The 25845-nt window shown below is 63.1% G+C and carries 27 protein-coding genes, 2 tRNA genes and 1 riboswitch; of the genes, 18 read left to right on the forward strand and 11 right to left on the reverse strand.

Annotation, left to right across the window (positions count from 1 at the left end; all coding sequences use genetic code 11):
• The first annotated feature begins 14 nt into the window (after positions 1–14).
• The 4 genes from IGS58_RS20650 (at position 15) to IGS58_RS20665 (ending at position 2224) form a co-directional block, all read left to right on the forward strand.
• A complete protein-coding gene (locus tag IGS58_RS20650; RefSeq protein WP_052140607.1) occupies positions 15–356 on the forward strand; it encodes an ArsR/SmtB family transcription factor in 342 nt (113 codons plus the stop codon).
• A gap of 122 nt (positions 357–478) precedes the next feature.
• Positions 479–1609, forward strand: coding sequence for an acyltransferase family protein (locus IGS58_RS20655; RefSeq protein ID WP_230522551.1), 1131 nt, complete (start codon positions 479–481; stop codon positions 1607–1609).
• 83 nt (positions 1610–1692) lie between these two features.
• Positions 1693–1965: a BrnT family toxin gene (locus tag IGS58_RS20660; RefSeq protein ID WP_230522552.1), complete on the forward strand. Its 273-nt coding sequence runs from the start codon at positions 1693–1695 to the stop codon at positions 1963–1965.
• Positions 1925–2224: a BrnA antitoxin family protein gene (locus IGS58_RS20665; protein WP_230522553.1), complete on the forward strand. Its 300-nt coding sequence runs from the start codon at positions 1925–1927 to the stop codon at positions 2222–2224. The genes IGS58_RS20660 and IGS58_RS20665 overlap by 41 nt, the downstream gene beginning before the upstream one ends.
• Before the next feature lie 45 nt (positions 2225–2269).
• Here the strand turns inward: IGS58_RS20665 and IGS58_RS20670 are convergent.
• The 9 genes from IGS58_RS20670 to ybgC all read right to left on the reverse strand — a co-directional run bounded on the left by IGS58_RS20670 (position 2270) and on the right by ybgC (position 7973).
• A tRNA-Lys gene (locus IGS58_RS20670) sits at positions 2270–2345 on the reverse strand.
• Positions 2346–2434: 89 nt separating this feature from the next.
• A tRNA-Lys gene (locus IGS58_RS20675) sits at positions 2435–2510 on the reverse strand.
• A 67-nt stretch (positions 2511–2577) separates the two neighbouring features.
• Positions 2578–3336, reverse strand: coding sequence for a tol-pal system protein YbgF (gene ybgF, locus IGS58_RS20680; protein WP_034786577.1), 759 nt, complete (start codon positions 3334–3336; stop codon positions 2578–2580).
• Between the two features lie 135 nt (positions 3337–3471).
• Positions 3472–3993, reverse strand: a complete 522-nt coding sequence (pal, locus tag IGS58_RS20685) for a peptidoglycan-associated lipoprotein Pal (protein WP_034786578.1) — start codon at positions 3991–3993, stop codon at positions 3472–3474.
• Between the two features lie 43 nt (positions 3994–4036).
• On the reverse strand, positions 4037–5305 hold the full coding sequence (gene tolB / locus IGS58_RS20690) for a Tol-Pal system beta propeller repeat protein TolB (protein ID WP_034786777.1): 1269 nt from the start codon (positions 5303–5305) through the stop codon (positions 4037–4039).
• 5 nt (positions 5306–5310) lie between these two features.
• Entirely contained in the window at positions 5311–6330 is a 1020-nt protein-coding gene (tolA, locus tag IGS58_RS20695; RefSeq protein ID WP_081345451.1) for a cell envelope integrity protein TolA, read from the reverse strand.
• A 48-nt stretch (positions 6331–6378) separates the two neighbouring features.
• Complete coding sequence (locus IGS58_RS20700; protein ID WP_223278896.1) at positions 6379–6819, reverse strand: ExbD/TolR family protein; 441 nt, start codon at positions 6817–6819, stop codon at positions 6379–6381.
• Positions 6820–6834: 15 nt separating this feature from the next.
• Complete coding sequence (tolQ, locus tag IGS58_RS20705; protein WP_034759183.1) at positions 6835–7524, reverse strand: protein TolQ; 690 nt, start codon at positions 7522–7524, stop codon at positions 6835–6837.
• A 47-nt stretch (positions 7525–7571) separates the two neighbouring features.
• Positions 7572–7973: a tol-pal system-associated acyl-CoA thioesterase gene (gene ybgC / locus IGS58_RS20710; RefSeq protein ID WP_046682324.1), complete on the reverse strand. Its 402-nt coding sequence runs from the start codon at positions 7971–7973 to the stop codon at positions 7572–7574.
• Between the two features lie 315 nt (positions 7974–8288).
• Positions 8289–8413: riboswitch (ZMP/ZTP riboswitch) on the forward strand.
• 111 nt (positions 8414–8524) lie between these two features.
• Here ybgC and glyA point away from each other — a divergent pair.
• From glyA to IGS58_RS20765, 11 genes are all read left to right on the forward strand, one after another.
• On the forward strand, positions 8525–9772 hold the full coding sequence (gene glyA, locus IGS58_RS20715) for a serine hydroxymethyltransferase (RefSeq protein WP_034786580.1): 1248 nt from the start codon (positions 8525–8527) through the stop codon (positions 9770–9772).
• 306 nt (positions 9773–10078) lie between these two features.
• Positions 10079–10540 (forward strand): transcriptional regulator NrdR, encoded by a 462-nt coding sequence (nrdR, locus tag IGS58_RS20720; protein ID WP_034759169.1) that lies wholly within the window; start codon positions 10079–10081, stop codon positions 10538–10540.
• Positions 10541–10769: 229 nt separating this feature from the next.
• The gene (gene pilV, locus IGS58_RS20725) at positions 10770–11339 is read left to right on the forward strand and encodes a type IV pilus modification protein PilV (RefSeq protein ID WP_230522554.1); all 570 of its coding nucleotides are present in this window, start codon (positions 10770–10772) and stop codon (positions 11337–11339) included.
• Positions 11336–12313: a PilW family protein gene (locus IGS58_RS20730; protein ID WP_230522555.1), complete on the forward strand. Its 978-nt coding sequence runs from the start codon at positions 11336–11338 to the stop codon at positions 12311–12313. The genes pilV and IGS58_RS20730 overlap by 4 nt, the downstream gene beginning before the upstream one ends.
• Positions 12314–12325: 12 nt before the next feature.
• Complete coding sequence (locus IGS58_RS20735; protein ID WP_329958015.1) at positions 12326–12982, forward strand: pilus assembly PilX family protein; 657 nt, start codon at positions 12326–12328, stop codon at positions 12980–12982.
• Entirely contained in the window at positions 12979–16884 is a 3906-nt protein-coding gene (locus tag IGS58_RS20740; protein WP_230522557.1) for a PilC/PilY family type IV pilus protein, read from the forward strand. The genes IGS58_RS20735 and IGS58_RS20740 overlap by 4 nt, the downstream gene beginning before the upstream one ends.
• Before the next feature lie 57 nt (positions 16885–16941).
• Positions 16942–17442 (forward strand): type IV pilin protein, encoded by a 501-nt coding sequence (locus IGS58_RS20745; RefSeq protein WP_081345450.1) that lies wholly within the window; start codon positions 16942–16944, stop codon positions 17440–17442.
• A 9-nt stretch (positions 17443–17451) separates the two neighbouring features.
• Positions 17452–18039: a GspH/FimT family pseudopilin gene (locus IGS58_RS20750; protein ID WP_230522558.1), complete on the forward strand. Its 588-nt coding sequence runs from the start codon at positions 17452–17454 to the stop codon at positions 18037–18039.
• Between the two features lie 62 nt (positions 18040–18101).
• The gene (gene ribD / locus IGS58_RS20755; RefSeq protein WP_268989954.1) at positions 18102–19175 is read left to right on the forward strand and encodes a bifunctional diaminohydroxyphosphoribosylaminopyrimidine deaminase/5-amino-6-(5-phosphoribosylamino)uracil reductase RibD; all 1074 of its coding nucleotides are present in this window, start codon (positions 18102–18104) and stop codon (positions 19173–19175) included.
• 153 nt (positions 19176–19328) lie between these two features.
• Positions 19329–19964, forward strand: coding sequence for a riboflavin synthase (locus IGS58_RS20760; protein WP_230522560.1), 636 nt, complete (start codon positions 19329–19331; stop codon positions 19962–19964).
• A gap of 96 nt (positions 19965–20060) precedes the next feature.
• Positions 20061–21473, forward strand: a complete 1413-nt coding sequence (locus IGS58_RS20765) for a hypothetical protein (protein WP_230522561.1) — start codon at positions 20061–20063, stop codon at positions 21471–21473.
• On the opposite strand, the gene IGS58_RS20770 is transcribed toward IGS58_RS20765, so the two are convergent.
• Positions 21470–21895 carry an OsmC family protein gene (locus IGS58_RS20770; RefSeq protein ID WP_034786592.1) on the reverse strand — a complete coding sequence of 142 codons (426 nt, stop codon included), beginning with the start codon at positions 21893–21895 and terminating at the stop codon, positions 21470–21472. The two genes, IGS58_RS20765 and IGS58_RS20770, sit on opposite strands and share 4 nt — an antisense overlap.
• 296 nt (positions 21896–22191) lie before the next feature.
• Between IGS58_RS20770 and ribBA the strand changes: the two genes are divergently transcribed.
• The 3 genes from ribBA to nusB all read left to right on the forward strand — a co-directional run bounded on the left by ribBA (position 22192) and on the right by nusB (position 24515).
• Positions 22192–23307, forward strand: a complete 1116-nt coding sequence (ribBA, locus tag IGS58_RS20775; RefSeq protein WP_230522774.1) for a bifunctional 3,4-dihydroxy-2-butanone-4-phosphate synthase/GTP cyclohydrolase II — start codon at positions 22192–22194, stop codon at positions 23305–23307.
• Between the two features lie 66 nt (positions 23308–23373).
• Positions 23374–23856, forward strand: a complete 483-nt coding sequence (ribH, locus tag IGS58_RS20780) for a 6,7-dimethyl-8-ribityllumazine synthase (protein ID WP_034759563.1) — start codon at positions 23374–23376, stop codon at positions 23854–23856.
• Between the two features lie 188 nt (positions 23857–24044).
• Positions 24045–24515 (forward strand): transcription antitermination factor NusB, encoded by a 471-nt coding sequence (gene nusB, locus IGS58_RS20785; protein ID WP_034786595.1) that lies wholly within the window; start codon positions 24045–24047, stop codon positions 24513–24515.
• 121 nt (positions 24516–24636) lie between these two features.
• Here the strand turns inward: nusB and IGS58_RS20790 are convergent, their stop codons facing one another.
• Positions 24637–25551: a transglycosylase SLT domain-containing protein gene (locus IGS58_RS20790; protein WP_429237243.1), complete on the reverse strand. Its 915-nt coding sequence runs from the start codon at positions 25549–25551 to the stop codon at positions 24637–24639.
• Between the last annotated feature and the right edge of the window lie 294 nt (positions 25552–25845).

Genomic DNA, 25845 nt, shown 5'->3' on the forward strand with positions numbered 1-25845 from the left:
GTATGATTCTGCTCATGCGCCCACACAAACATCCTCCCGCCAGCGAATTCGTGCTCGAACGCGTGCTCTACGCCTTGAGCGACTCGATTCGCCTCGACATCGTGCGCCACCTGGCCAGAGTCGACGCGGCCGCTTGCGGCGACCTCGACGGCGGACGGCCGAAGTCGACCGTTTCCCACCATTTCAAGGTCTTGCGCGAAGCGGGCCTCGTCTATACGGAAAACGCGGGCACGACGCACATGAACACCTTGCGCCGCGCCGATATCGAAAGCCGCTTCCCCGGCTTGCTGGACGCCATCCTGGCGCAGCAGCCATTGGCGCCCGAGGCGCCGGACGCGGGCGGGCAGGGCGCTTAGCGGCCTGCCGTGCCCCGCCATCTTCCAGGCTCGGCTATGATATCGGCCTTTCGGTAAGTCCCCGGCCGCGCGCTTGTTGCGCGATGGGCTGGCGACGCTACCTGGCACGGCAAGGGATGGGAATGACGGCAGCAGCAGTGGTATCACAGGCGGACCTGGCACATCGTCCGCAGTTTGGCTTGATCAATGGTTTGAAGGCAGGCGCGGCGCAGTTGATCGTGTTGCATCACCTGGCGTTTTACGGCCCCATGTCCGATTACGTGCAACCCCTGTGGCCCGCATTGCTGGACTGGCTGGGCGGCAGTGCGCGCATCGCCGTGCAAGTGTTCCTCGTCATCGGCGGCTTTCTCGTCGCCAAATCCCTTTCGCCTGCCGGCCGTCCCGGCATCGCCACGCCGCTACAGGCGATCTGGCGCCGCTATGCCAAGCTGGCGCCGCCTTTCCTGGCTGCCACCTTGCTCGCTGCCGTGATTACGCCGGTCGCCGGCATCTGGATGATGCACGACTCCATGTCGGCCGCCGTCACCCTGGGTCAGCTGAGCGCCCATGCCTTGCTGCTGCATGGCGTGCTGGGCTATGAGTCGCTGTCCGCCGGCGCCTGGTATGTGGCCATCGATTTCCAGCTGTACCTGCTGACGGTATCGCTGCTGTGGCTGGGCGGCCGCCTGGCGGGCCAGCGGCGCGGGCACTGGCTGATGCCGCTGGCCGTCACCGCGGGCATCACCTTTTCCCTGCTGTATTTCAATCTCGACGCGGACTGGGACAATTGGGCGCCGTATTTCTTCGGCAGCTATGGCCTTGGCATGCTGGCCTGGTGGGCCAGCGATCCGGCCCGCAAACCCGGTGCCATGACCGTGCTCATGGCCATGGCCGCCGTGCCCGTCCTGCTGGCCCTGGCCATCGATTACCGCAGCCGCATCGCGCTGGCCCTGATCGTCGCCTGCGCCCTGTTCCTGTTCGGCCGCGCCCGCACGCCGTCCCAAGGCGGCGCATGGAACATCATCAATGCGCTGGGGCGGATCTCGTATGCCGTGTTTCTCGTCCACTTCCCCGTCAGCCTGCTGGTGAATGCCTTGTTTGTCACGTATGTGCCGCTCGAGCCGGAATGGCAAGCGTTGGGCATGCTGACAGCCTGGGGCGCCAGCCTGGCGGCCGGCGCCGCGTTTTATCGCTGGGTGGAGGTGCCGCTGGGGCGGGTGATGGGTGGTGTGTTGGCGCATCTTGCCGGCAGGCCGGCGTTGGCGTCGCGTTAAGGGTGGCGATGTAGCCGTCCCGATGGCGCCCTTGCTCACCAAACAGGGCTGGCTGTTTCTATTATTTGTTACTACAATAAATAATGAGAATCACTTTTGATGCTGTCAAGCGTGAAAAGACGCTCAGGGAGCGTGGTCTCGACTTTGCGCGTGCGCGTGTAGTGTTTGACGAGCTCACCATTACGCTGCCGGACCAGCGCCAGGACTACGGCGAACCCCGCTTCATCACTGCAGGCTGGCTCGACGAGCCCCTGATTGTACTGGTCTGGGCGCCGCGTGGCCGGGCGCGCAGGATCATCAGCATGTGGAAGGCAAATGAACGCGAAATCGACAAATACAAGCAAAGCCTGGGTTGATCCCGACGATGCGCCTGAATTGACGGATGGTTTTTTCGAGCAGGGTGTCTGGCAAGTGGGCAACAAGCCCGTTTCCCTTCCCGACGCGCGGCAGGAAGCGGCACGCCGCCGCGGCAGACCCGCTGGCACCGGCGGCAAGGTCAGCACGACCATACGTTTCGATGCCGACATTCTCGAAGCCTTCAAGGCCACCGGCGATGGATGGCAAACGCGCATGAATGATGCGTTGAAGGAGTGGCTGCGATCCAGGCAAACCTAGAAAACAAAAAAGCCAACCGCGAACGGTTGGCTTCTCTGTAGAATTTGGTAGGCCGTGCGGGATTCGAACCTGCGACCAACGGATTAAAAGTCCGCTGCTCTACCAGCTGAGCTAACGACCCAAAAACTTTTTACAACAACTTCGGTAACACTGTGCCGTAAAAAAATGCTTGCTATAACAACTCGCAAGCAGATCAGTACTGCGTATTCGTGGTAGGCCGTGCGGGATTCGAACCTGCGACCAACGGATTAAAAGTCCGCTGCTCTACCAGCTGAGCTAACGACCCGAAGAAGAAAGATTATAGGGGGTGCCCGGGATTCTGTCAAACCTAACGGGCAACTTTTTCCCCGCTTTTACTTTTTGCCGCCCCGTTCCTTGGCCGCCTGGGCCGCGCTGGAGTCCGGGTAGCGCGAGATCAGCGCGTTCAGCGTCTTGGTCGCGTTCGGCTTGTCTTTTAGCTCCGTGTAGCAGCTGGCGATGTTGAGCATGGCATCGGCCGCCTTCGGGCTGTCCGGGTAGTTCTTCAGCACTGCCTGCTGGGCCGTGATGGCACTCTTGCAGTCGCGCTGGGCGTAATAGGCGTTGCCCAGCCAGTATTGCGCGTTGGCCGCGTAGGCCGATTCCGGATAGCGCTTGACGAAGCCGTCCAGCGCCGTGACGGCGCCCTTGTAGTCGCCCGACTTGAACAGGCCGAACGCGGATTCGTATGCGCTTTGCTCGGATACGCCCACGGCCGCTTCCTGGCCGTCGATGGTGACCTGGCGCGGCTCGAGCTTGCGCAGGCGCGCGTCGATGTCGGTGTAGAAATCCTTCTGGCGCTTTTGCACATTCGCCAGGTCGTTGCCCAGCACTTCGATCTGGCCGCGCAGGCGAGCGATCTCTTGCATGGTCTGGTCGTGCTGGTTGATCAGGCTCAAGGTGCTGGTCTTGTCCGCCTTGGTGTCGATGCGGCTGTTCAGGTCGCGCGCCATGGCGTCGACCTTGGCGCGCAGCTCGAGGATGGCCTTGCGTGCTTCGTCGTCGTCGAACAGGGCGGCGTTGGCGTGCAGGGGCAGGTAGGCAAACGCGGCCATCAAGGCGGCGGCGACGCCGGCTTTCGAGAATGTCATCATGGGTCGGGCTTTCAAAGGTTACGCAAAACATGCAAACGGGGCGCCGGGCGGTGAATCACCGCGCTGCGCCCCATTATTATGCCTATGACTGGCCAGTTAGGTAAGCGTCAATGCTGCGGCGCTCACCCCTGAACATCAATAAACGATGTCAGCGCGGCGGTTTTCTGCCCATGCTGCTTCGTTGCTGCCTTGTGCTTTAGGCTTTTCTTTGCCCAGCGACACGGCTTCCATTTGGCCTTCTGGCACGCCCAGGGCAGCCATCGACTTGCGCACGGCTTCAGCACGTTTCTGACCCAGGGCCAGATTGTACTCAGCGCCACCGCGTTCATCGGTGTTACCTTGGATCAGGATCTTGCGGCTAGGCGTTTTCACCAGGTAGCCAGCGTGGTTTTGCACGACTGGGGTGTCCGCTTCGCGCACGACGTATTTGTCGAAGTCGAAGTAGATGCTGCGGTTAGCCAGCACGCCTTTTGGATCGTCCAGTGGATCGACCGATGCGGTCGTCACTGGCTGAACTTGACGGGTGTCAACTGGAGCAACGACTTTTTCAGGAGCGCGCTCAACCACTGGGGTTTCTGCGACTTTGACTGGGGTGCTGCAGGCGGACAGCAGGGCTGCGGTAGCGGCGATGAAAGCCAAACTTTTAAAGTTACTCATTTTTATTCTCCGGGTCATGGTTAAAGGTGAAACTGTACAGCATTTACTTCATAAAAGGACCCCAGGTGGGCTCCTTGATATTGCCAGCTTGCGTAGTCAAACGCTGTTTGACGCGGCCATCCACCGATACCACTGCCAGCGACTTGCGTCGTCCGGATTCGGTCGCGTACATGATATATTTCCCGTTGGGCGAAAAGCTCGGTGATTCGTCGTTGGCGGTGTCCGACAGGCGCAGTTCCTGGCCACTAGCCAGGTCGAGCGCGTAGAGCTGGAAATTGCCGTCGCGACGGGAAATATAAGCGAGTGTCTTCCCGTCGGATGAAATCCGCGGGCTGATGTTGTAGGAGCCGCCAAACGTCACGCGCTTGGCTTCGCCGCCGCTGACCGACATGCGGTAGATTTGTGGTCCGCCGCTGCGATCGCTGGTGAAGTAAATGCTTTGGCCATCGGCCGAGAATTGAGGTTCCGTATCGATGCCGCTGCTGCTGCTGACGCGGCGCAAGCCGCTGCCGTCGGCATTGACGGTGTAGACCTGGGTATGGCCATCGCGCGACAGGGCAACGGCCAGGCGCGAGCCGTCCGGGCTCCAGCTCGGCGCCGAATTGCTGCCTTTTTCATTCGACACGATGGTGCGCTGGCGCGTCACCAGATTTTGCACGTAGACAATCGGCTTTTTCTTTTCAAACGACACATACGCGACCTTGGTGCCATCCGGCGACCACGACGGCGAAATGATCGGTTCGTTCGAGCGCAGGGCGACCTGGATGCCTTCGCCATCGGCGTCGGCCACTTCTAGGCGGTATTCGCGGCCCGATTGCGTGACGTAGGCGATGCGCGTGGCGAACGCGCCCTTGACGCCTGTCAGTTTTTCATAGATGTCATCGGCGATCTTGTGCGCCAGCAAGCGGTTGAACTGCGGCGCGGCCGCATTGTTCATGCTGGAGATCTGGGCACCCTTGATGGTGTCGAACAGCTTGTAGCGCACGTCCAGGCGGCCATCGGCCATGCTTTGCACGGTGCCGGCCGCCAGCGCGTCGGCGCCGCGCGATTTCCACTGCTCATAGCTGACGGGCGCCGTTTCCGATACGGGCGCATCGGCGTCGATCAGCTTGAACACGCCGCTGCGCGCCAGGTCGGCCTTGATAATGCCCGACAGCGATTGCGGCGCCGCCGATTCATTGACGAAGCTGGCGACAGCCACCGGGATCTGGTTGCTGCCGATCCCCGTAATCTCCACGCGCAGCTGCGCCTGGGCGCTTGACGCTCCCAGCACCAGGCTGGCGCAGAGCACGACATAGCTCATTTTTTTCATGGTCATCATTTAGGCAAATCCTTCATCTCGAATATGAGTTCAATCTCGCGTTCCACGGTGCCGTCTTTTTTCTTCGGCAGTGGCGACGATTTATTAATGGCGTTTTCCACCGAGCTGTCATACGCCGGCAGGCCGCTACTTTTAATCTTTCGGACCGAAATAATTTCCCCAGTTGGCAGTTGCTCGATCTTGAACACGGCGCGCGGGTTGCCCGGCACGTCCGTGCTACCGCTGTATGCGATATTGCTCTTGATCTTGCTCGTCAGGGCAGCGACATAGCCGCTGTCCTTGCGTGGCGCGGTCGCTTTCGCGGCCGTACCCGTCGTGCCGGCGCCCGCCGCACCCGTGATGCGGCTCATTTCCGCGGCGCGCGCCTTGTCGGCGGCTTTTTTCTCTTCCGCCGCTTTTTTCGCCTTGGCGGCCTTTTCTGCCGCCGCTTTTTTCTCGGACAGTTCTTTCTCGGCTTTTTCTTCCGCCGCTTTTTCTTTCTCTTTGGCTTCCTTGGCTTTCTCCAGCTTGTCGGCCTTTTCTTTTTCCAGCTTTTCAGCCTTGTCTTTTTCTTTCTGCTTCTGTTTTTCCAGTTCGCGCTTTTCTTCCTCGCGCTCCTTCAATTCCTGCTTGCGGCGTTCTTCCGCTGCCGCTTTGTCTTTTTCTTCCTTCAGCTTGGCCTTCTTGCGCTCGAGGGCGATCTCCGCCTCGCGCAGGTCGACCTTCGGCTCGGGCGCTGCCACGGGCGGCGGTGGCGGCGGGGCCGGCTGTTCCACTTGCGGTTCCGGCGGCGGCGCCGGTGTCGGCTCCGGTTCCGTCGCCACGTCAGGCGGCGGCGCGGCCGTCTGCACTTTCATATCCCACACTTCCGCTTCGACGGCGACAGGTTCCGTATTTTGCCAGTGTACGCCCACCCACAGGAAAAACAGCAGCCCAAGGTGCATCGCTAGCGCCAGGCCCAGCGAGGGCCAGCGGCTGCGTTCGCGCGGCACGCTGTAGGGCTTGCCGAGTACATGGTCGATTTGTTTGTTCTGCAAAGTCTAGTCTATCTAAAAACGGTCAAGTCTGGAAACAGGGTGCTGCGCTTACTTGGTGGCCAGGCCGACGCGGGTAATGCCCATCTTTTTCGCTTCCGAAATGAGCTGGATCACATCGTCGTACTTGCTTTCCTTGTCGCCCGCGATCATCACGGGATAGTCGGGATTACTTTCATGCAAACCGCGCAGCTTGCGCAGCAGGGCGTCGCGGTTCGGTTCCGTCTCCGGCGACAGCTGTTCCTTGCCGATGACGCCGATCGACAGTGAACCATTCGGTTTCAGCACGATCTGAATATAGTCATCGGGCGGTTTGGCCGACTTTTCCGCGTTGGGCAAGTTCACCACGCTGGGATTGTTCGACGACGGCATCACCATGAAAATGATCAGCAGTACCAGCATCACGTCGATATACGGCACGACGTTGATCTCGGACTTGAACTTGCGGCCACGGCCGCCGCGCATGCCGCCGCTATTGAATGAGGAACCCATGGACGCTGCTCCCTCTTAGCGCGACTGGCGCTGCAGGATGTTGGAGAATTCCTCGACGAAGCTTTCGAAGCGGATCGCCAGACGGTCGATGTCATGCGAAAAACGGTTGTAGGCGACGACAGCGGGAATGGCCGCGAACAGGCCGATGGCGGTGGCGATCAGCGCTTCGGCGATGCCGGGCGCGACGGCGGCCAGCGTGGCTTGCTGTACGTTGGCCAGGCCGCGGAAGGCGTTCATGATGCCCCAGACGGTGCCGAGCAGGCCGATGTACGGCGAGACGGAGCCGACGGAAGCGAGGAAGGCCAGGTGCGATTCGAGCACGTCCATTTCACGCTGAAACGCGGCGCGCATGGCGCGGCGGGCGCCGTCGAGCACGGCGCCCACGTCCAGCGCTTCGCGCGAACCGTAGGAAGCCTTGCCCTTGATGAATTCGCCCATGCCGGCATCGAAGATGCGGGCCAGCGCGCCGCTCTGGTCGCGGTTGCCGCTGGCGTTCTGGTGCAGCGCATGCAGGTTGCCGCCGGCCCAGAAGCTGCGTTCGAATTCGATGGTTTGCTTGCGCGCCTGGCGCACGGCAAACATCTTGCGGAAAATGTAGGTCCAGCTGGTCAGGGAAATCAGCAGCAGCAGGGCCATGATCAGTTGCACGATCAAATGGGCATTGGAGATGAGCGCGAGGAAAGAAAGATCTTGTGTAACGTTCATTGGCTGGCAGTCTGTTGGGTGAATTGTCCGGGAGTGGCGGGTAGGGCTCAGGCGGCGCGCATGCGGGCCGCGACTGCATCAGGCACGGCGCGCGGGCGCAGTGCCGAATCGACGCAGCCGATCTTGACGCGGGCCGTATTGAGCAGGCGGTCGCCGCACCAGGCTTGTTGCAGGAAAACGATGGAGGCGCGCCCCATTTTTTCTATGCTTAAGGTTAATCTTACCGTGTCATCGAGCCTGGCTGGCGCATGATAGTCGGCGTTGACGCTTTTGACAACGAACATTGCATCGTGCTGCTCCAGCAATTCCTGCTGGCCCACGTCGATGGCGCGCAGCCATTCGGTACGCGCGCGTTCGAAGAATTTCAGGTAATTTGCGTAATAGACGATGCCGCCGGCGTCGGTGTCTTCATAGTAGACACGTACGTTCCAGGTAAAGACTGAAGGCATGTTTATTGCGCCAGTAGTGAGATTGAGCAACATTTTACGCGATTTTTCTTCTTGTGACTGTGGGCGCTTGCTGGAAAGCCATGCAAAAGCTGCATATAAGTTGCACCGCAGCATTGTAAATCCGGCGTGTGCAATGGCAAGCTTCGTAACATACGCTTACATGCCATGGCCAGGTTTAAGTTCAGCTTAAAAGCCGCAGTCATGCCCCGGGGCAGCTTGTGGCCGCACCCTGGCTGGAGTGGCGCGCGGCGATTATAGCCGCACGGTTGCATTCCTTGCTCAATTTGGGCACTTAACTTACAATTTGGCTTCCATTACGTCTCACGTGACTGGCGAAAAGTCGGGCGATCTCCATGAATGGCGATCGGCAAACCGGCGAAAGGTGGGCATCCACCGGGAAACGTGAGATTTTTCATCAGCCGTTCGCCTGGGTAGCCACTATGGAAAAGCACGAAGAGGCTGCCTGTCCAATGTTGTTATTCACTTAACGCCGGCTCCCCTCATTCGATCCAACCTGCCAGTACAAGCACCCTCATACTTGGAGTTTTTACATGTTTGCAAAAGATCACAACCTCGCCAACGTCGATCCTGAATTGTTCGCCGTCATCCAAAAAGAGAATACGCGCCAGCACGACCACATCGAACTGATCGCGTCGGAGAACTACACGTCGCCAGCCGTAATGGAAGCGCAAGGCTCGCAGCTGACGAATAAATATGCCGAAGGCTACCCAGGCAAGCGCTACTACGGTGGCTGCGAATACGTCGACGTGGCCGAGCAACTGGCCATCGACCGCGTGAAACAGCTGTTCGGCGCCGAATGCGCGAACGTGCAGCCGAATTCCGGCTCGCAGGCGAACCAGGGCGTGTTCTTCGCCATGCTGAAACCAGGCGACCTGATCATGGGTATGTCGCTGGCCGAAGGCGGCCACCTGACCCACGGCATGCCGCTGAACATGTCCGGCAAATGGTTTGACGTCGTCTCCTACGGCTTGACGGCGGAAGAAGACATCGACTACGAGGCAATGGAGCGCCTGGCCCGCGAACGCAAGCCGAAACTGATCATCGCTGGCGCGTCGGCGTTCTCGAAAAAGATCGACTTCGAACGCTTCAGCAAGATCGCCAAGGAAGTTGGCGCGTATTTCATGGTCGACATGGCCCACTATGCCGGCCTGATCGCCGCCGGCCTGTACCCGAACCCGGTGCCGTTCGCTGACTTCGTCACCTCGACCACGCACAAATCCCTGCGCGGCCCCCGTGGCGGCATCATCCTGATGAAGGCCGAACACGAAAAAGCCATCAACTCGGCCATCTTCCCTGGCATCCAGGGCGGCCCGCTGATGCACGTGATCGCCGGCAAGGCCGTCGCCTTCAAGGAAGCGCTGAGCCCTGAATTCGTCGAATACCAGAAGCAAGTGATCAAGAACGCCGACGTGCTGGCGAAAACCCTGATCAAGCGCGGCCTGCGCATCGTGTCCGGCGGCACCGAATCGCACGTCATGCTGGTCGACCTGCGCGCCAAGAACCTGACGGGCAAGGAAGCCGAAGCCATCCTCGGTTCCGCGCACATCACCTGCAACAAGAACGGCATACCGAACGACCCGCAAAAGCCATTCGTCACCTCGGGCATCCGCCTGGGCAGCCCAGCGATGACGACGCGCGGTTTCAAGGAAGCGCAAGCGGAAGAAGTGGGCAACCTGATCGCCGACGTGCTGGACAATCCGCATGACGCCGCCACCATCGAGCGCGTGAAAGCGGCCGTGAAAGTGCTGGCCGACGCGCACCCGGTGTACGCAGCTTAAGAGCCTGTTCCGGTGAAGGAATACATCTACAGCAGACAGCCCCTCGGAAGCGGGTACTGCGTTGCTCGTCGTAGCATGGCTAGCCATGCGTCCTCCTCGCGCCTTGTCCGCGCGACCGATGAGCAATCTGCTGCAGACGCTCCTTACCGGAATAGTCGCTAATTATTTGTCCAGAATGTGTCATACGGAGTAAGATTCTGTATGACACATTCCAGTCGTGCCCAAGGGCGCCCGGAGTGATTCGGGCGCCCTTTGTACAAGGGCGGCGATTTCCCGTAATTATTACTATAAAGTTGTAGCCAGCCCATGAAATGTCCATTTTGCCAGCACGGCGACACCCAGGTTCTCGATACGCGCGTATCGGAGGAAGGGGATGCCATTCGGCGCCGCCGCCGCTGCGGCAAATGCGACAAGCGTTTTACCACGTATGAGCGCATTGAACTTATCATGCCGGCCGTCGTCAAAAAGAATGGCAGCCGGACGGAGTTCGCTGCGGATAAGTTGCGCGGCAGTTTGATGCTGGCCTTGCGCAAGCGTCCCGTCGCGGCCGCCTCCGTGGATACGGCCATCGCGTCCATCCAGGAAAAACTGTTGACCAGCGGCTTGCGCGAAGTCGATTCCGGCTATATCGGCGAACTCGTCATGCAAGAATTGAAGCGCCTGGACAAGATCGCCTACATCCGCTTCGCCTCCGTTTACAAGAACTTCGAAGACCTGGCCGAGTTCCAGGATGCGATTGCCGAAGTGGGACAGGCACGCAAGCCCTGACGTTCACTTCGCCGCCAACGGGGCTACTCATGCGCCCCGTTTTCATTACGCCAGCGTTCGCCTGGCAAGCGGCCTGATCAATTCAACGCTGTTCTTCTCACCTTATCGCTGTCCTGTTTGCGCTAGCGCAGATCCGGTTTTTTGCGCGCGCCTATCTTGTAGCTGGGCCGCCTGTTCTTGCGACTCTTTCTGCGGAAGGGAGTAGCGCATGCGCAATGGCGGTCGCACTATGTTTCCTGCGGGTGGCAGCAGCCTCGTCGAGGTGCTCGTGTCGCTGCTGCTGTTGGCGCTGGGCCTGCTCGGTGCCAGCATCCTGCAACTGAACTCCCTGCGCGCGCGCCATGAGTCGGCGTTGTTGTCGGCGGGCGTGCAACTGGCCGCCGGCATGGCCGAGCGCATGCGCGCAAACAGCGTGCTCATGAATGGACCCGATGCGGGCAATCCCTACCTGAACGTGGCGTACGCGGCGGCGGACGGCGCCGACGCTGGCGGCGGTGCGCCGGACTGCTTCGGTGCCGCCGCCTGCGGTGCGGCTGAACTGGCGCAATTCGATATCGCCGAATGGAAGCAACGGCTGCATGCGGCCTTGCCCGGCGCACGTCTGCACATTTGCCGCGACCTCGCCGCGTGGGACGCCGCTGCCCAGGGTTTGCACTGGGCTTGCAGCGGCGGCAAAGGGGCGCCCATCGTCATCAAGCTGGGCTGGCGCGCCCGCCTGCCCGATGGCTCGTCCGCCGAGAATGCGGCAGGCGAGTCGCTGCCCAGGCTGGCAATCCAGCTGGGCGGGGGCGGCGCATGAACCGCGTGCCTGCCGCGTGGCGCCGGCATCGGGGCATGAGCCTGGTCGAATTGCTGGTGGCCCTGTCGCTCGGCGCGTTGCTGATGCTGGCGGCCAGTAGCGTGTTGCTGGCCGTCAGCGGCAGCTATGGCGACCAGTCCTCCAGCGCGCGGCTGGATGACAACGGCCGCTATGCGCTCGATACCATCGCCCGCGCCGTGCGCCAGACGGCGTACGTGAACTGGGATAGCAGCGCCGCGCCCGTCGCCCATGCCGATGACGACAGCGCCAATGTGGCCGGGCTCGACGCGCGCAGCCTGGGCAAGAACAGCGAAGGCATCAGCGGCGCGCTGCCCGGCGTCCTGCATGGCAGCGATGTGCTGGCCTTGCGCTATTACGGCGCCGGCAAGGAAGAGGGCGGCGACGGTTCCGTGCTCAATTGCGCGGGTTTTGGCGTGGGCGCCGCGCAAACGCAGGCGCAGCGGGGCTGGAGCATTTTCTATGTAGCGCAGGGCGCCGATGGCGAGGGCGAGCTGCGCTGCAAATACCGTGGCGCGAACGGCTGGGGCGCGGATGCCATCATCCGCGGCGTCGATGCTTTCCAGGTGCTGTACGGCCTCGACACGGATACGCCGGCCGACGGCGTGGCGAACCGCTATGTCAACGCCAGCGCGCTCGACGCCTACGATGCGGCGCTGGTGCTGGTTGGCGCGGACGCGGCCGCGCGTCAGCGCGATTTTCACCGGCGCACGCACTGGAAGCGCGTGGCCAGCGTGCGCGTGGCGCTGCTATTGCATGGCGAGGCGGGCCAGGCGGACAAGATGGCGGAACTGGGGCCGGCGCAGTTCGATCTGTTCGGCAAGGTGTATGCCGAGGCGCACGGCGCCGGGGACACGGGCGTGCGCATCGCGCGCGCGTCCTTGCCCGCCGCAACGCGCTCCCGGCTGCGGCAACTGGTGCAGACGAGCATCATGCTGCGCAACGGGCCGGCCTAGGCGGGCGGCGCGATGGCTGGCGCGGGCGTCCGCTGTTGCGTACCTTGTCGCGCACTTCGTGGGCACCGCAGCGGCGCTACCCTCGTGTATGTGCTGTGTCTGCTGGTGATCATCTTGTTGCTGGGCATATCGGCGGCGCAGATGGCCTTGCAGGGCGAAAAGGCGGCACGGGGCGAGCGCGACAGGCAGATCGCGTTTCAGGCGGCGGAGGAGGCATTGGTGGATGCGCAGAACGATATCGAAGGCTTGCCTGGCGCACCGGGGCGCAGCAGCCTCTTCGCACCAGGCAGTGCGGCAGGGTTTGCGGACGGCTGCGGCGAAGGGGGAACACTGGGCCTGTGCCTGCCGGCAGCCCCGGGTGCGCCGGCACTCTGGCTGAGCACGGACCTCGATGGTGCCGCAGGGGGCAGCCGCACCGTGCCGTATGGCCAGTTTACGGGCGCCGCCATGCAGACGGGGCAGGGTTTCCTGCCGTCGCGCCGGCCCCGCTACCTTATCGAACTGCTGCCGTTTCACCCGCCCGGCGCGCAGGCCACTGCAGTGGCCAGTGGTCTGGCCACGGAAAGCTATGTGTACCGCATCACGGCCATCGGTTTTGGCGCGCAGGAAAGCACGCAAGTCGTGCTGCAAAGCTATTACCGCAAGCCGGCGGCTGGAGCGGGGCCATGAGGGCTTTGCCGTCCGCTTTCTCGTCCGCGCTGCGTTGCTCCGGCTGGGCCTGGCTGCTGGTGGCTGGCCTGATTTGCCGTAGTGTCCTTGCCGCCGCTCCCCCGGTGGCGCTGGCGCGGGCCGACGCGGGCTTGCACGGCACCAGGGTGCCGCCGAATCTGCTGCTCAACCTGTCCCTCACCCACGCTGCCGCCGCTGCCGCGCATGGAGGCAACTATGCGCCGCAGCGCGAGTACCTCGGTTACTTCCACGCCCGCATGTGCTACAGCTATCCGTATCGCAGCAAGGACGGCGTCATGCTGCCGGACTTGCGCGTAGCGACCGCTTACTTCTCCGTGCTGAAACCGGCCGATGCGCTGCACGGCTGCGGCGGAGACAGTTTCAGCGGCAACTTTCTCAACTGGGCCAGTGCCAGCATGCTCGACATCGTGCGCTATGCCCTGACGGGCGGCGACCGCGTCATCGACGAGGTGCGCAAGACGGTGCTGCAGCGCGCCTATTTGCCCGATGCTGGCAGCCCCATCGACTTTTTTGCCCACCCCGTTTTTTTCCCGCGCAAGGTCTTGCAGACTGGCGTGGCGGCGGCGACGCCGTTTGCGTTGTCGCAACTGGCCATCGTTTCTTGCCGTAATCGCCTGTTGTTCGGCGACGCCAGTTTGCCTCCGGGCGGCAATTGCGACGCGCCTGGGGCCGCCGCCACGCACGGCGTGTTCCTCGCGCGCGTGCGCGTGTGCGACGCTGATGAGGGGCCGCTGCGCGACGACTTGTGCCTGGCGTATGGCAAGAACTACAAGCCGGTGGGCGCCGTGCAGCGCCATGGCGGCAGGGTGCGCGTGGGCGTGTTTGGCCATTTGAATGGCCTGCCTGCAAGCGCCGGCGCCGTGTATGGCGGCGTGCTGCGCGCGCCGCTGGCCCACGTGGGACAGCAGCGCTGGATGGCGCCCGACTTTATGCCGCAAGACAATGCTGGCGCCGAGTGGCATCCCGCCACTGGCGTGTATGCGGTTCAAGCTGCGGCCCAAGGCGCGAGCCCTGGCGGCGGGGTGACCACTTACATCAATGGCCTGGGCCGCGGCAACGCCGGGCATCCCGGCGCGTACGTCAGCGCGGCGCCGCTGGCTGAATTGCTGTACGAATCGCTGCGCTATCTGCAGGGGCGGCAAGCGAGCGCCATCGTGTCACCCGCTACGACACCGCCTGCCATCGACGACGGCTTGCCGGTCGTGACGCAATGGAGCGACCCGCAAACGGCCAGTTGCCAGCGTCACATCGTCGTCAGTCTCGGCGATGCGGGCATGGCGGGTGACCGCTACGTGCCCGGCAACGTTCCGGCGACTCCCGCATCAAACGGCGATCGCGCCCGCGCGCCGGACAGTTTTGCGCCGCCCCCGTTCGATGTCATGGCCTGGACGCATGCGGTGGGCAGCCTGGAAAGCGGTGGGGCGCAAGGCAATCCCGCGCCACGGCCCGAACTGGCGGCACTGGAAATGCTGGCCGAGGGGGCGGGCGGCGCCAGCTACCATGCGGCAGGACTGGCCTACTGGTCGCATGTGCAGGCCCTGCGTCCCGGCGGCAAGAGCGACGGCATGGCGAAGGTCGAGCACTATGCGGGCGACTTGCGCCAGGGCGACCCGGCCGGCGAATCGGCCGCCATTCCCGCCGCTACGCCCTTGTTATTGGCGGCCAAGTATGGCGGCTTTCTCGATGCCAATGGCGATGCCAACCCCTTCAAGAGCGCGACTGGCAGCGCGCTGAGCGAGTGGAGCCTGGATGGCCGCTGGCCCGCCCATTACCTGCCCGGCAGCGACCCGGCCGCCCTGATCGGGGGACTGCGCGCAGCCTTTGCTGCTGCCGACAAGGGTAGCTTGCCGGCGACGCTCGCCGGGCCGGCCCTGATGGCGCTGGCCAGCGGCACGGAAGAGGCATACTGGTTCCAGACGCAGATACGCCTGGCCGATGGCAGCATGACCTTGTCGCGCACCGCATTTGCCCTGGGGGCCGATGGCGCACTGCTTCCCGGCAAGCCATGGTGGCGCACGGGTGGGCAGGAGCAGGTCGCGCCAGATGGAACGCCAGCGGTTTTGCGTCCCGTCTACACGCTCGACGCCAAGGGCACCCTGGTGCCGCTGGCCTGGAAGCGGCTCGATACGGAGCAGCGCGGCGCATTCGGCGGTGGCGATGGACGAGGGGAAGCGCGCCTGGCGTATCTGCTGGGCCAGCGCACGCATGAGGTGGGCCAGCCGGGCGGCTTCCTGCGCCGCCGCACAGGCAGCCTGGGCGCCGCGCCGCATGGCAATTTGCTGTACGTGGGCGCGCCGGGGCTGGGCATGCCGGGGGCAGGCTATGGCTTGCACCGCAAGGCGCTGTTGCAGCGGCGCAAAATGCTGTACCTGGGCGCCAACGATGGCTTGCTGCATGCCTTCGATGCGCGCACGGGCAGCGAATTGTTTGCCTATCTGCCGCAAGTGCTGCTGCACCTTGCGCCAGCCGCTGCGAGTACTCACTACAGCCCCGGCCCGCTGCTCGATGGCGCGGCGGCCACGGCGGAAGTGCTGGCGCTGGGGCATTGGAAGACGGTACTGGTATCGGGCATGGGCGGCGGGGCGCAAGGCGTGTTTGCGCTCGACATCACGGATCCGGCCCGCTTCGCGCAAGACGGAGCGCTGTGGGAGTTTACGGACCGTGACGACAGGCTCATGGGCAACGTGCGCGGGCCGCCCAGCTTTGCGCGCATCAACATGGGCGGCAAGGAGGGCGCGCCAGCCTACCGCGATTTCGCCATCGTCGCCAGCGGCTACAACAACCATGTGGATGATGGCAAGGACACGACGGCGCCCGCATCGGCCGCCGCCATTTTCCTGCTGGCGCTGGACAAGGCGCCCGGCACGCCCTGGGTGTTGGGAAGTAATTACTTCCGCCTCAAGGTGCCGGTGGCCAGCGGTGGTGGTGGCGATGGCGGCCATGACACTGATGCGGGCGCGAACGCGGGCGCCGACGCCATGCCCCACGCGCTGGGTCCGCCCGTCGTGGTGCCGGGCGGCGACGGCGCGCTGGCTTATCTATATGCGGGCGATCTGCAGGGCAATATCTGGCGCCTCGACATGGCTGGCGGGCCGCCGTGGAAAGAGGGGGCGGGACGCAAGCTCGTCTTTGTCGCGCGCGATGCGCAGGCCAGGCGCCAGCCCGTGACGCAGCAGTTGAACGTGGCCTACGCGCCCGGTGGCGGCTATCTGCTGCTGTTTGGCACGGGCAAACTGGTCGAAGCGGCCGATACCTCACCTTCCGCCTTTTTGTCGCAATCGTTTTATGCCGTGCACGACGATTTGCGGGAGTCGTCTCCCACGCGCAGCCGGACCGACCTGGAACAGCGCAGCCTGGGCGAAGCGGTGGGCGGCGTGCGCGTCGATGGCGCCGAGCTGCGCTATACAGGCAGCGACGCCATGCGCGGCTGGTACCTCGATTTTCTCAATACCGGGCAAACGGGCGAACGCAGCATCAACAGTCCCGTACTGGCCGCCGGCAAGGTGCTGTTCAACACTGTGCTGCCGGGGCGCGACCCTTGCGCCAAGCCGGCCACGCGCCTGTACGTGCTTGATGTGCTGAGCGGCTTTGCCGCCGATGGCGCCGGGGTCGTACAGGCGGGTGCGCAGACGGGGCGCTTGTTCGACGGCCTGGCGCGCGCGCCGCCGCTGGCGCTGGAATTGAACAGCACGGTGGGTGCCGCGACGGCGGCAGGGCGGGCCGAGGGGCGCAAGGAACTGGCGGTGCTGCAGCCTGGCTTGCCTGGCGCAGCCAGCGGAACGGCACTCAAGGTCGTCAGCGCACCGCTGCCGGCCCGGCGCCTCAGTTGGCGCGAAGTGGCGAACTGGCGCGAATTGCACGAGGCGGCCAAGAAAAAATAGGCCCAGGGAGGCTGGCGCATCGCATCGGCGGCGATTTCAGGAAAGACGGGAGGTCATATGGGCGTGGTGGCAAGCCGGAACGGTCCCGCTGCAAACGGTGGTGCTCCTGCTGCCACACGGGGCTTCAGCCTGATCGAACTGCTGTCCGCGCTGGCGATCCTGAGCCTGTTGCTGGCGCTGGCCGTGCCCGCCTATCACGGTCATGTCGTGCGCGCCAAGCGGGTGCAGGGACAGGCGGCCCTGCTGCGGCTGATGCAGCAGCAGGAACGCTATTATTCGCAAAACAACCGCTATCTGGCATTTTCCTCCGCGTCGCCGTCGTCGCAAGTGCAGCAGTTTCCATGGTGGTCTGGCGACGGGGGCGCGGCCGGCAGCGCGTATGAAATCGAGGCGCTGGCTTGTCCCGGCCTGGCGATCGGGCAATGCGTGCTGTTGCGCGCGATGCCGGGCACGTCCAAGGTCGATGCGCACTTCCAGGATGCCGATTGCGGCGTGTTGTCCTTGAGCAGCACGGGCCAGCGCGGCAGCAGTGGCCCGTCCAGCCACTGCTGGCCCTAGGCCATGGCCATGCACAAGCGCTCACCGCGGATTGGGCACACCGTCGGGGACACCGTCGGGCATACCCTGCCCGAATTGCTGGCCGTGCTGGCGATTGCCGCGTTGCTGGCTGCCGCTGCCATGCCCAGCCTGCAGCAGGTGCTGGCGCGCCAGCAGGTACGCGCGGCGGCCACGGACTTGTTTTCGGCCATCGAATTGACGCGGGCACAGGCGATGGCGCGGGGACAGCGCGTGCTGTTGATGCCGGCCGGAGCCGGTGGCGTGGATTGGCGTACGGGCTGGCTGATGTTCATCGACCGCAATACCAACCTGGCGTTCGATGGCGATGACGAATTGCTGTTCCGCCAGGGGCCGCTGCCGGCGGGCATCACGGCCCAGTTCGCGTTTTCGTCGGCCACGGCGCCGTTTTATATCGCCTACAATGGCGCAGGACGCAGTTGCAGCGCGACCAATAGCCTGGCGGCGCGCTGGGGTACCTTGTCCCTGGCTTTGGGAAAGCAGGTACGGCATATTAAAATCAATATGCTGGGCAGGGTGCGCGTGTGCGACCCGCAGCAGCAGGCGGCCAATTGCAGCGGCGTGGCCGACAGTTCGTAACCCGACTCACCTATCACTCACTAGCAAAGAAGCCCGTGGAAATACTCAACGATATCGATGGCATGCGCCTGGCGCTGGAATGGGCGGCGCGCGGTTTGTACACGACTTCGCCCAATCCCCGCATCGGCTGCGTGATCGTCAGGGATGGCCAGGTGATCGGCGCCGGCGTGACGCAGGCGGCCGGGCAGGATCATGCCGAAGTACAAGCGCTGGCCAATGCGGCGGCGCGCGGCAACGATGTGCGCGGCGCCACCGCCTATGTCACCCTGGAACCGTGCAACCACCACGGCCGCACGCCGCCATGCTCCGATGCGCTCGTGCGCGCGGGACTGGGGCGCGTCGTGGCCGCCATGACGGACCCGAACCCGCTGGTGGCGGGGCAGGGACTGGCCAAGCTGGAGGCGGCCGGCATCGCCGTCACCACGGGCGTGCTGGCCGACGAGGCATATGAATTGAATATCGGCTTCTTTTCGCGCATGCAGCGCGGCAAGCCGTGGGTGCGCATGAAAACGGCGGCCAGCCTGGACGGCATGACAGCCTTGCACAACGGGCAAAGCCAGTGGATCACCGGGCCGCAAGCGCGCGCCGACGGCCACGCCTGGCGCGCGCGCGCCTGCGCTATCCTGACGGGCATCGGCACCGTCAAGGCGGACGACCCGCAATTGAACGTGCGCGCCGTCGAGACGCCGCGCCAGCCGCGCCGCATCGTCGTCGACAGCCGGCTCGACATCAGCCCCGACGCGCGCATCCTGCAAGGGGGCGGCACGTGGATCGTGGCGGCCGTCGCCAACCCGGAGAAACAGGCGCAACTGCAGGCGCTGGGTGCCGAAGTCATCCTGTTGCCGAACGCGGCCGGCAAGGTCGACCTGGCCGCGCTGATGCTGGAACTGGGACGCCGGCAATGCAATGAAGTCCACGTCGAGGCCGGCTCCAAACTGAATGGCTCCCTGATCCGCGAAGGCTGCGTCGACGAGCTGCTGGTCTACCTGGCGCCCACCTTGCTGGGCGATGCGCAAGGCATGTTTGCCTTGCCCGCATTGACGGATATCAAGCAGCAGCGCACTTTGCAATTTCACCAGGTTCAGCAAGTGGGCGAAGATTTGCGTATCCTTGCAAGATTCGCCCAGCGCAATTAAAACGCCTAACAAAACCGTAGCGAGCGGAAGGAAGTTGTGGCCGAGAAGCGCAGCTGTACGATGGTACAGTGAGCATCGTCGGCCGCAAATTACGACGCGCAGTAGGTTTTGATAGGCGTTTTTAATACTTTTACACTTTTATAGGGTTAGTTCATGTTTACAGGAATTGTTGCCGCCATCGGCAAGATTGAAACCGTGCAAGCACTCGAAGGCGGCCTCGATGCAGGCGTGCGCCTGAACATCCACGCGGGCGGCTTGCCGCTGGCTGACGTGGCCCTGGGCGATTCGATCGCCATCAATGGCGCCTGCATGACGGTGGTGGAAAAGTCGGACACGGGTTTTGCAGTCGATGTCTCGCGCGAAAGCCTCAATTGCACCGTGGGCCTCGATACCACCACGGAAGTGAACCTGGAAAAAGCCCTGACCCTGGCCGAGCGCCTGGGCGGCCACTTGGTGTCCGGCCACGTCGACGGCCTGGGCATCGTGCGCAAGTTCGAAGCCGTGGGCGAATCGTGGGAACTGGTGATCGAGGCGCCGCACGAGCTGGCGAAATACCTGGCCTTCAAGGGTTCCGTCGTCGTCAATGGCGTGTCCCTGACCGTCAACCGCGTGGAAGACCTGGGCGCGGGCGCCGTCAACGGCTGCCGCTTCTCGATCAACCTGATTCCGCACACGATCGCCATGACGACCCTGAAACACTTGACGGTCGATGGCAAGGTCAACCTGGAAATCGACCTGATCGCCCGCTACGTCGAACGCATGTTGTCGCTGGACAAGGCTGCCGCCTGATACAAGAACACCGCAACACATTCTCGCCTTGCCAAGCGTGTGTTGCTTTTCTTGCAGACGCGCATACTATGAAGCTTTCCGCAGTGGAGGCTAGCCATGGACCCGATTTCGCGCGCAACCGTGCCCAACACCATCCCGGCCACGTCCCGCGTGGGCGCAACGGCGCCGCTGCCGCCTGCACTGCCCGTGCCGCCTTCCAGCGCGGCGGCTGTTCTTGCCATCCTGTCATCGACCCAGGTCGACATCTCCCCGCTGGGCCAGTTCCTGTCCGGCGTGGCCTTGTCGCGCCGGCAATTGCTGGCTTTGCAGGGCGCCACGGAAGAGGCCAGGGCGGCAAATACTCCAGTGAATGTCAATGACGACTTGCTGGCGCTGGCGCGGCAGTTGACGGAATCGTTCGCCCAGCTGCAAACGAGCGGCATCGATGCCAGCCAGCTGGCGACGGCCGGCGATGCGCCGGGCAGCCTGGCGCAGCGCTACGATTTGCTGTCGGGCGACGGCACGACGGATGCGGCCGCCGCGCTGGCGCAGGACGGCAGCTTGCTCACGCAAGCGCAGCTGGCCCGCATCGGCATCGACTTGCGCAATGAAGATGTCGATGCGGTCATTTTGCAGGCCGCGTATGCGGCCGACAGCAATGCCACCCTGGATGCCTTGCAACAGGGAACGGACGTGCTGGCGCAGGTGGGCGCCGTGCTGGCCCAGCAGCGGGGCGCGCCGCTGTCTGCCGTGGTCGAAGCGGATTTGACGGGCGAAGCACTGCCGTCCAGCCCCGCGCAGGCTCCGCAGGCCGAGCTGATGCAGGCCGTCGACGAAGCGCCGTCGCAGACGGCCGCTATTGCGCAGCGGCAGCTGGAACTGCAGCAGCAACTGGAAGCGGAGGAGCTGAACCTGGACTTGCAGGAACTGCGGCCCCAGCCGCAGGCGCAAGCAGCCGCCGATGCAGCGCAATTGCTGCAGACGCAGCGCACCGACAACCAGCGCGTCGATGCCCAGCGCCTTGACGCCGAACGCCTGGACGGCGAACGCATCAATACCGATCAGCAGGCGCAGCAGCAGGAAGCGGCGCGGGTGGACGAGCTGCGGCAGGGGCAAGTGCAGCAGCAGGGATTGCAGCAGCAGGCGCAAGCAGCGGCGGACGATGCGGCGCGGGCGCAGCTGGCCGCCAGCGACGCGCAGATGGCGGCCCAGGCGGCATCCGACCGGGCGCAGTCGCTGGCGCGCGCGGCGCAGGGCCAGGCCGATGCCGGCCTGGCGACGGCGCAAGCCCGGCTGGCCCAGCAAAATGCGCAGGCGCAAGAGCTGGCCGCGCAAAACGCGGGCCGTGCCGTGCCGCCGCCTTCATCGCAAGACCCGTCCGTGGCGGCGGCCATCGCCGCCTATAACCTGAACAATGCAGCCCTGAATCCCGGTTTGATGAACCGGCCATTGCCGGCCAGCGATTCGCGCCTGCCGCTGGTGGCGCCGGTAGCCCCCGTGGAACCCGTCAAGCCCGTGACGAAAATCTAGGGCTGCAGGGTAGCGTCCAGGGTAATGTTGGCTTTAAGCAGCTTCGACACGGGGCAGCCGGCCTTGGCCTTGCCCGTCAATTCCTCGAATTGAGCCTGGCTGGCGCCGGGGATCTTTGCTTTCAGGATCAAATGGACGGCCGTGATGGCAAAACCGTCGTCGACCTTGTCGAGGGTGACTTCGGCCGTCGTCTCCATCTTTTCCGCCGTCAGGCCCGCTTCGCCAAGGATCAGCGACAGGGCCATGGTGAAGCAGCCCGCGTGCGCGGCGCCGATCAATTCCTCGGGATTCGTGCCGGGCTTGCCTTCGAAGCGGCTGGCAAAGCCGTAGGGATATTCCTGCAAGGCGCCGCTGCGCGTGCTGATGGCGCCCTTGCCGTCCTTGATGCCGCCTGACCAGATGGCCGATCCGTTGGTTTTCATGTTGCCGCTCCTGTGTAGGGTGTCGCTGCGAATGGAGTGTCAAGCGCCGTGGCGGTGACTGGCTGATCTTATGCTCTTTGCAAGGCTGGCGGCGCGCGCCTTGCCGCCGCCGTGCGCAGGCTCGGGGAATCGGCGCTTTGTGGGGCCAGCTGCGGCGCCCATGCCGCAAACCTGTCTTATTTCAGGTCTGCAAGCGCTAAATCCTTTAAAATAGCGGGTTATAAGAAAATTCCCGGAAATTCGCGGAATATTCGCACGCGATGTTTCAGTTTTTAGTCTCACTAAGAGGATCCATGATGTCTATATCCAGCACCGAAGAGATCGTCGCCGAATTGCGCGCCGGCCGCATGGTGATACTGGTCGATGAAGAAGACCGGGAAAATGAGGGCGATCTGGTGCTTGCCGCCGATTTCGTGACGCCTGAAGCCATCAATTTCATGATCACGCATGCGCGCGGCCTGGTTTGCCTGACCCTGACGGAAGAGCGTTGCGACGAGCTGAACCTGTCGATGATGACGTCGCGCAACGGCACCGCCTACGGCACCAATTTCACCGTGTCGATCGAAGCGGCCGAAGGCGTGACGACGGGCATTTCCGCCGCCGACCGCGCCAAGACCATCCAGGTAGCTGTTGCCAAGGGCACGCAGCCCAGCGATATCGTCCAGCCTGGCCACATCTTCCCGCTGAAAGCGCAAAAAGGCGGCGTGCTGATGCGCGCAGGCCATACGGAAGCCGGTTGCGACTTGACGGCCATGGCCGGCCTGACGCCCGCCTCCGTGATTTGCGAAATCATGAAGGACGACGGCACCATGGCGCGCCTGCCGGACTTGCTGGTCTTTGCCGAACAACATGGCTTGAAAATCGGCACGATTGCCGACTTGATCCATTACCGCAGCCAGACGGAATCGCTGGTCGAGCGCGTTGCCGAGCGCACCTTGCACACGGCGCACGGCGAATTCCGCTTGATCGCCTTCCGCGACAAGCCCAGCGCGTCGGCCCATCTGGCCCTCGTGCATGGCGACCTGGCGCCTGGCCTGGAAGCGCTGGTGCGCGTGCACCAGCCCGTTTCCCTGCTGGACGTGCTGGAAAGCGAAGCGACCACCCACTCGTGGACGGTGGCCGCCTCGATGGCCGCCATCAAGCAATCCGAGCGGGGCGTGATGGTCTTGCTGAACTGCGGCGAGACGTCCAGCGAGCTGTTTGCCCAGTTCGCCGCGCTCGATACGCCGCAAGCCAAGCCGAAAGGCCGCGCCGCCAGCATGGACTTGCGCAGTTACGGCATCGGCGCGCAAATCCTGCGCGACCTGGGCGTGAGCAAGATGCAATTGCTGGCCAGCCCCCGCAAGATGCCGTCGATGGTCGGTTTCGACCTGGAAGTCACGGGTTTTCAGTGCCATCCAGGCCAGCAGTAATTAATTAACACTATTTGGCGGCCTGGCGCATGGCGCCGCCGCTGATCACTTATAAAGAGGCATATGATGACCGTAGGAGCATACGAAACCAATTTTGCCGGCGAAGGTTTGCGCGTCGGTATCGTCCAGGCACGATTCAATGAAATCGTCGGTGGTGGCTTGCTGTCGGCATGCCTGGAAGAGTTGAGCAAGCTGGGCGTGGCCGATGAAGATATCCTGCACGTGACCGTGCCGGGCGCCCTGGAAATCCCACTGATTCTGCAAAAAATGGCGGAAACCGAGCAATTCGATGCCCTGATCGCACTGGGCGCCGTGATTCGCGGTGAAACCTACCACTTCGAGCTGGTATCGAACGAATCGGGCGCGGGCATCACGCGCGTCGGTCTCGATTACGGCATCCCCATCGCCAACGCAGTGTTGACGACCGAAAACGACGAGCAGGCGGAAGTGCGCATGCTGGTCAAGGGAGCCGAAGCGGCGCGCGTGGCAGTGGAAATGGCCAATCTGGCGCAAGCGCTGGAAGAGTTGCAAGACACCGACGAAGACTAAGCGCGTGTGATAAGAATGCCATGGCTGCGTTGCAAGGCCTCGCCGTACTATCGTACTGCCTTCGGCCCCGCGCCTTGCCCTGACATCCTTCTCACGCGCGCTTGAATTGCGGCTGCGCTACCTAAAAGCGCGCCGCAGTGTCTCGCCGGAATTTGTAGTGAACACGTATTTAAGAACAGGTAACAATCATGACTGAGAAAAATTTGCTCGCCAATCCCAGCAAAAACCGCACGCCGCGTCACCGCGCGCGCGAGTTTGCGCTGCAGGGCTTGTACCAGTGGCTGCTGAACAATGAAGACGCGACCACCGTCGTGAATAATATTCGCGCCGCGCATGGTTTCGACAAGGCCGATGGCGATCATTTCACGGTGCTGCTGTACGGCGCCATCAAGGATTCGCTGGCGCTGCGCGAAAGCATGGCACCCTTGATCGACCGCAATATCGCTGAACTGTCGCCGATCGAACACGGCATCCTGCTGATCGGCGCATTCGAGCTGAAGAACAACATGGAAATCCCGTACCGCGTCGTCATCAACGAAGCGGTCGAGCTGGCCAAGTCGTTTGGCGGTATCGATGGCCACAAGTATGTGAACGGCGTGCTCGACAAGCTGGCAGTGAAATTCCGCGAGGAAGAAGTGGGCGCCAACAAGCGCAAGTAATATAGAGAGCAGTTCCTGCGGCTGATGCTGCAGGGCAATAAAAAAGCCACCGGCACTTGCGTGCGGTGGCTTTTTTACTGGGTGCCGCTTTTTGGATGCCCCTGTGAGGGCTTTTAAAGGGTCACAGGCCGGCGATCTCGTTGTGGGGCAATACTTTGATGGTGATGCCGCTTTCCGCTGCCGGGGCCTTGGCTGGCGCTGGCGTGTTCGATGCCATCACCGGCGTCGTGGTCGGCACGCGCTGGCCGGCGGACACTTGTTTCAGGCGGCGGTATTCAGCCAGCACGCGCGAGCCGTAGCCCGAGTCGGTGGCGAAGTTGGCGGCGCCGACGTAGGTTTTGAGGCCCGCTTCGACGGAACCGCCACGCGTGACGTAGTCTTTCAGGATCAGGGAGCCGACACGGATGTTGGCGACGGGATTCAGGGCTGCCTGCACGCCGCCCATTTCCTGGAAGCGCTCATGGTGCACTTTCGACATGACCTGCATCAAGCCTTGCGCGCCGACCGGGCTTTCCGCGAACGGGTTCAAGCCCGATTCGATGGCCATCACGGCCAGGATCAGCAGCGGGTCCAGCTTGATTTCACGGGCTGTCAGGTAGGCCGTCGAGACGAGCATATTGGTCGCATCGTTGGCTACGCGGTAGCGCTTGGAAAGCCAGTTGGTGACCCATTGCTGCTGCTTTTGCGTGCCCAGCAAGGCTTTTTCTTCCTTGCTCAGCGGTGCGTCGTTGGCGGCCGTTTGCACGGAAGCAGGCGCTTCCATCAGTGCCGACAGGGCAGGTGCTTCAACGGCTTGCGCCTCTGCCATCGGCAGCGGGAACAGGCTGTGCGTCAGTTGCTTGCCCAGGTCAGGGCGGAACATCAGCAGGGCGATCAGTGCCAGGGCGGAAATGCCGAAGACTGTCAGTGTGTGTTGTGCCGTGGTCAATACGCCACGTGCCGAAATGGCTTGTGCGCGGGCGCGCAAACGCGCCAACGCTGGCTGGCCAGCCACGGTTGAAGCAGGCAAAGCTGCTTCAGTGCTACGATGAGTCATAGAGTTCCCCGAAATGTCGCGTCAACAGGCAGTCCCTCCGCGGTCTCGCGGTGTTGTGGGTACTGCCAATGCCGTGCATCAGAAATATCATCGTTTCCGCCGCGTATGGATGCGTGCGAGAAACGCCGTCATTGCTTGCTTGAGCTGATCGGTCCCGTTTTTGGTATTGGATCAGTCGCAATACAACTTTTACCGGGGGTAAGGCAGACGCCTTTTGAAAACACTCCTTAAAATGTCATGTGGAGCCCCGACTCCGTGAATGAAAGAGAAACGCTAAAATCAAGCTCTGGGCCG

Source organism: Janthinobacterium sp. EB271-G4-7A, from assembly GCF_020858075.1.
Taxonomy (GTDB): domain Bacteria; phylum Pseudomonadota; class Gammaproteobacteria; order Burkholderiales; family Burkholderiaceae_D; genus Janthinobacterium; species Janthinobacterium lividum.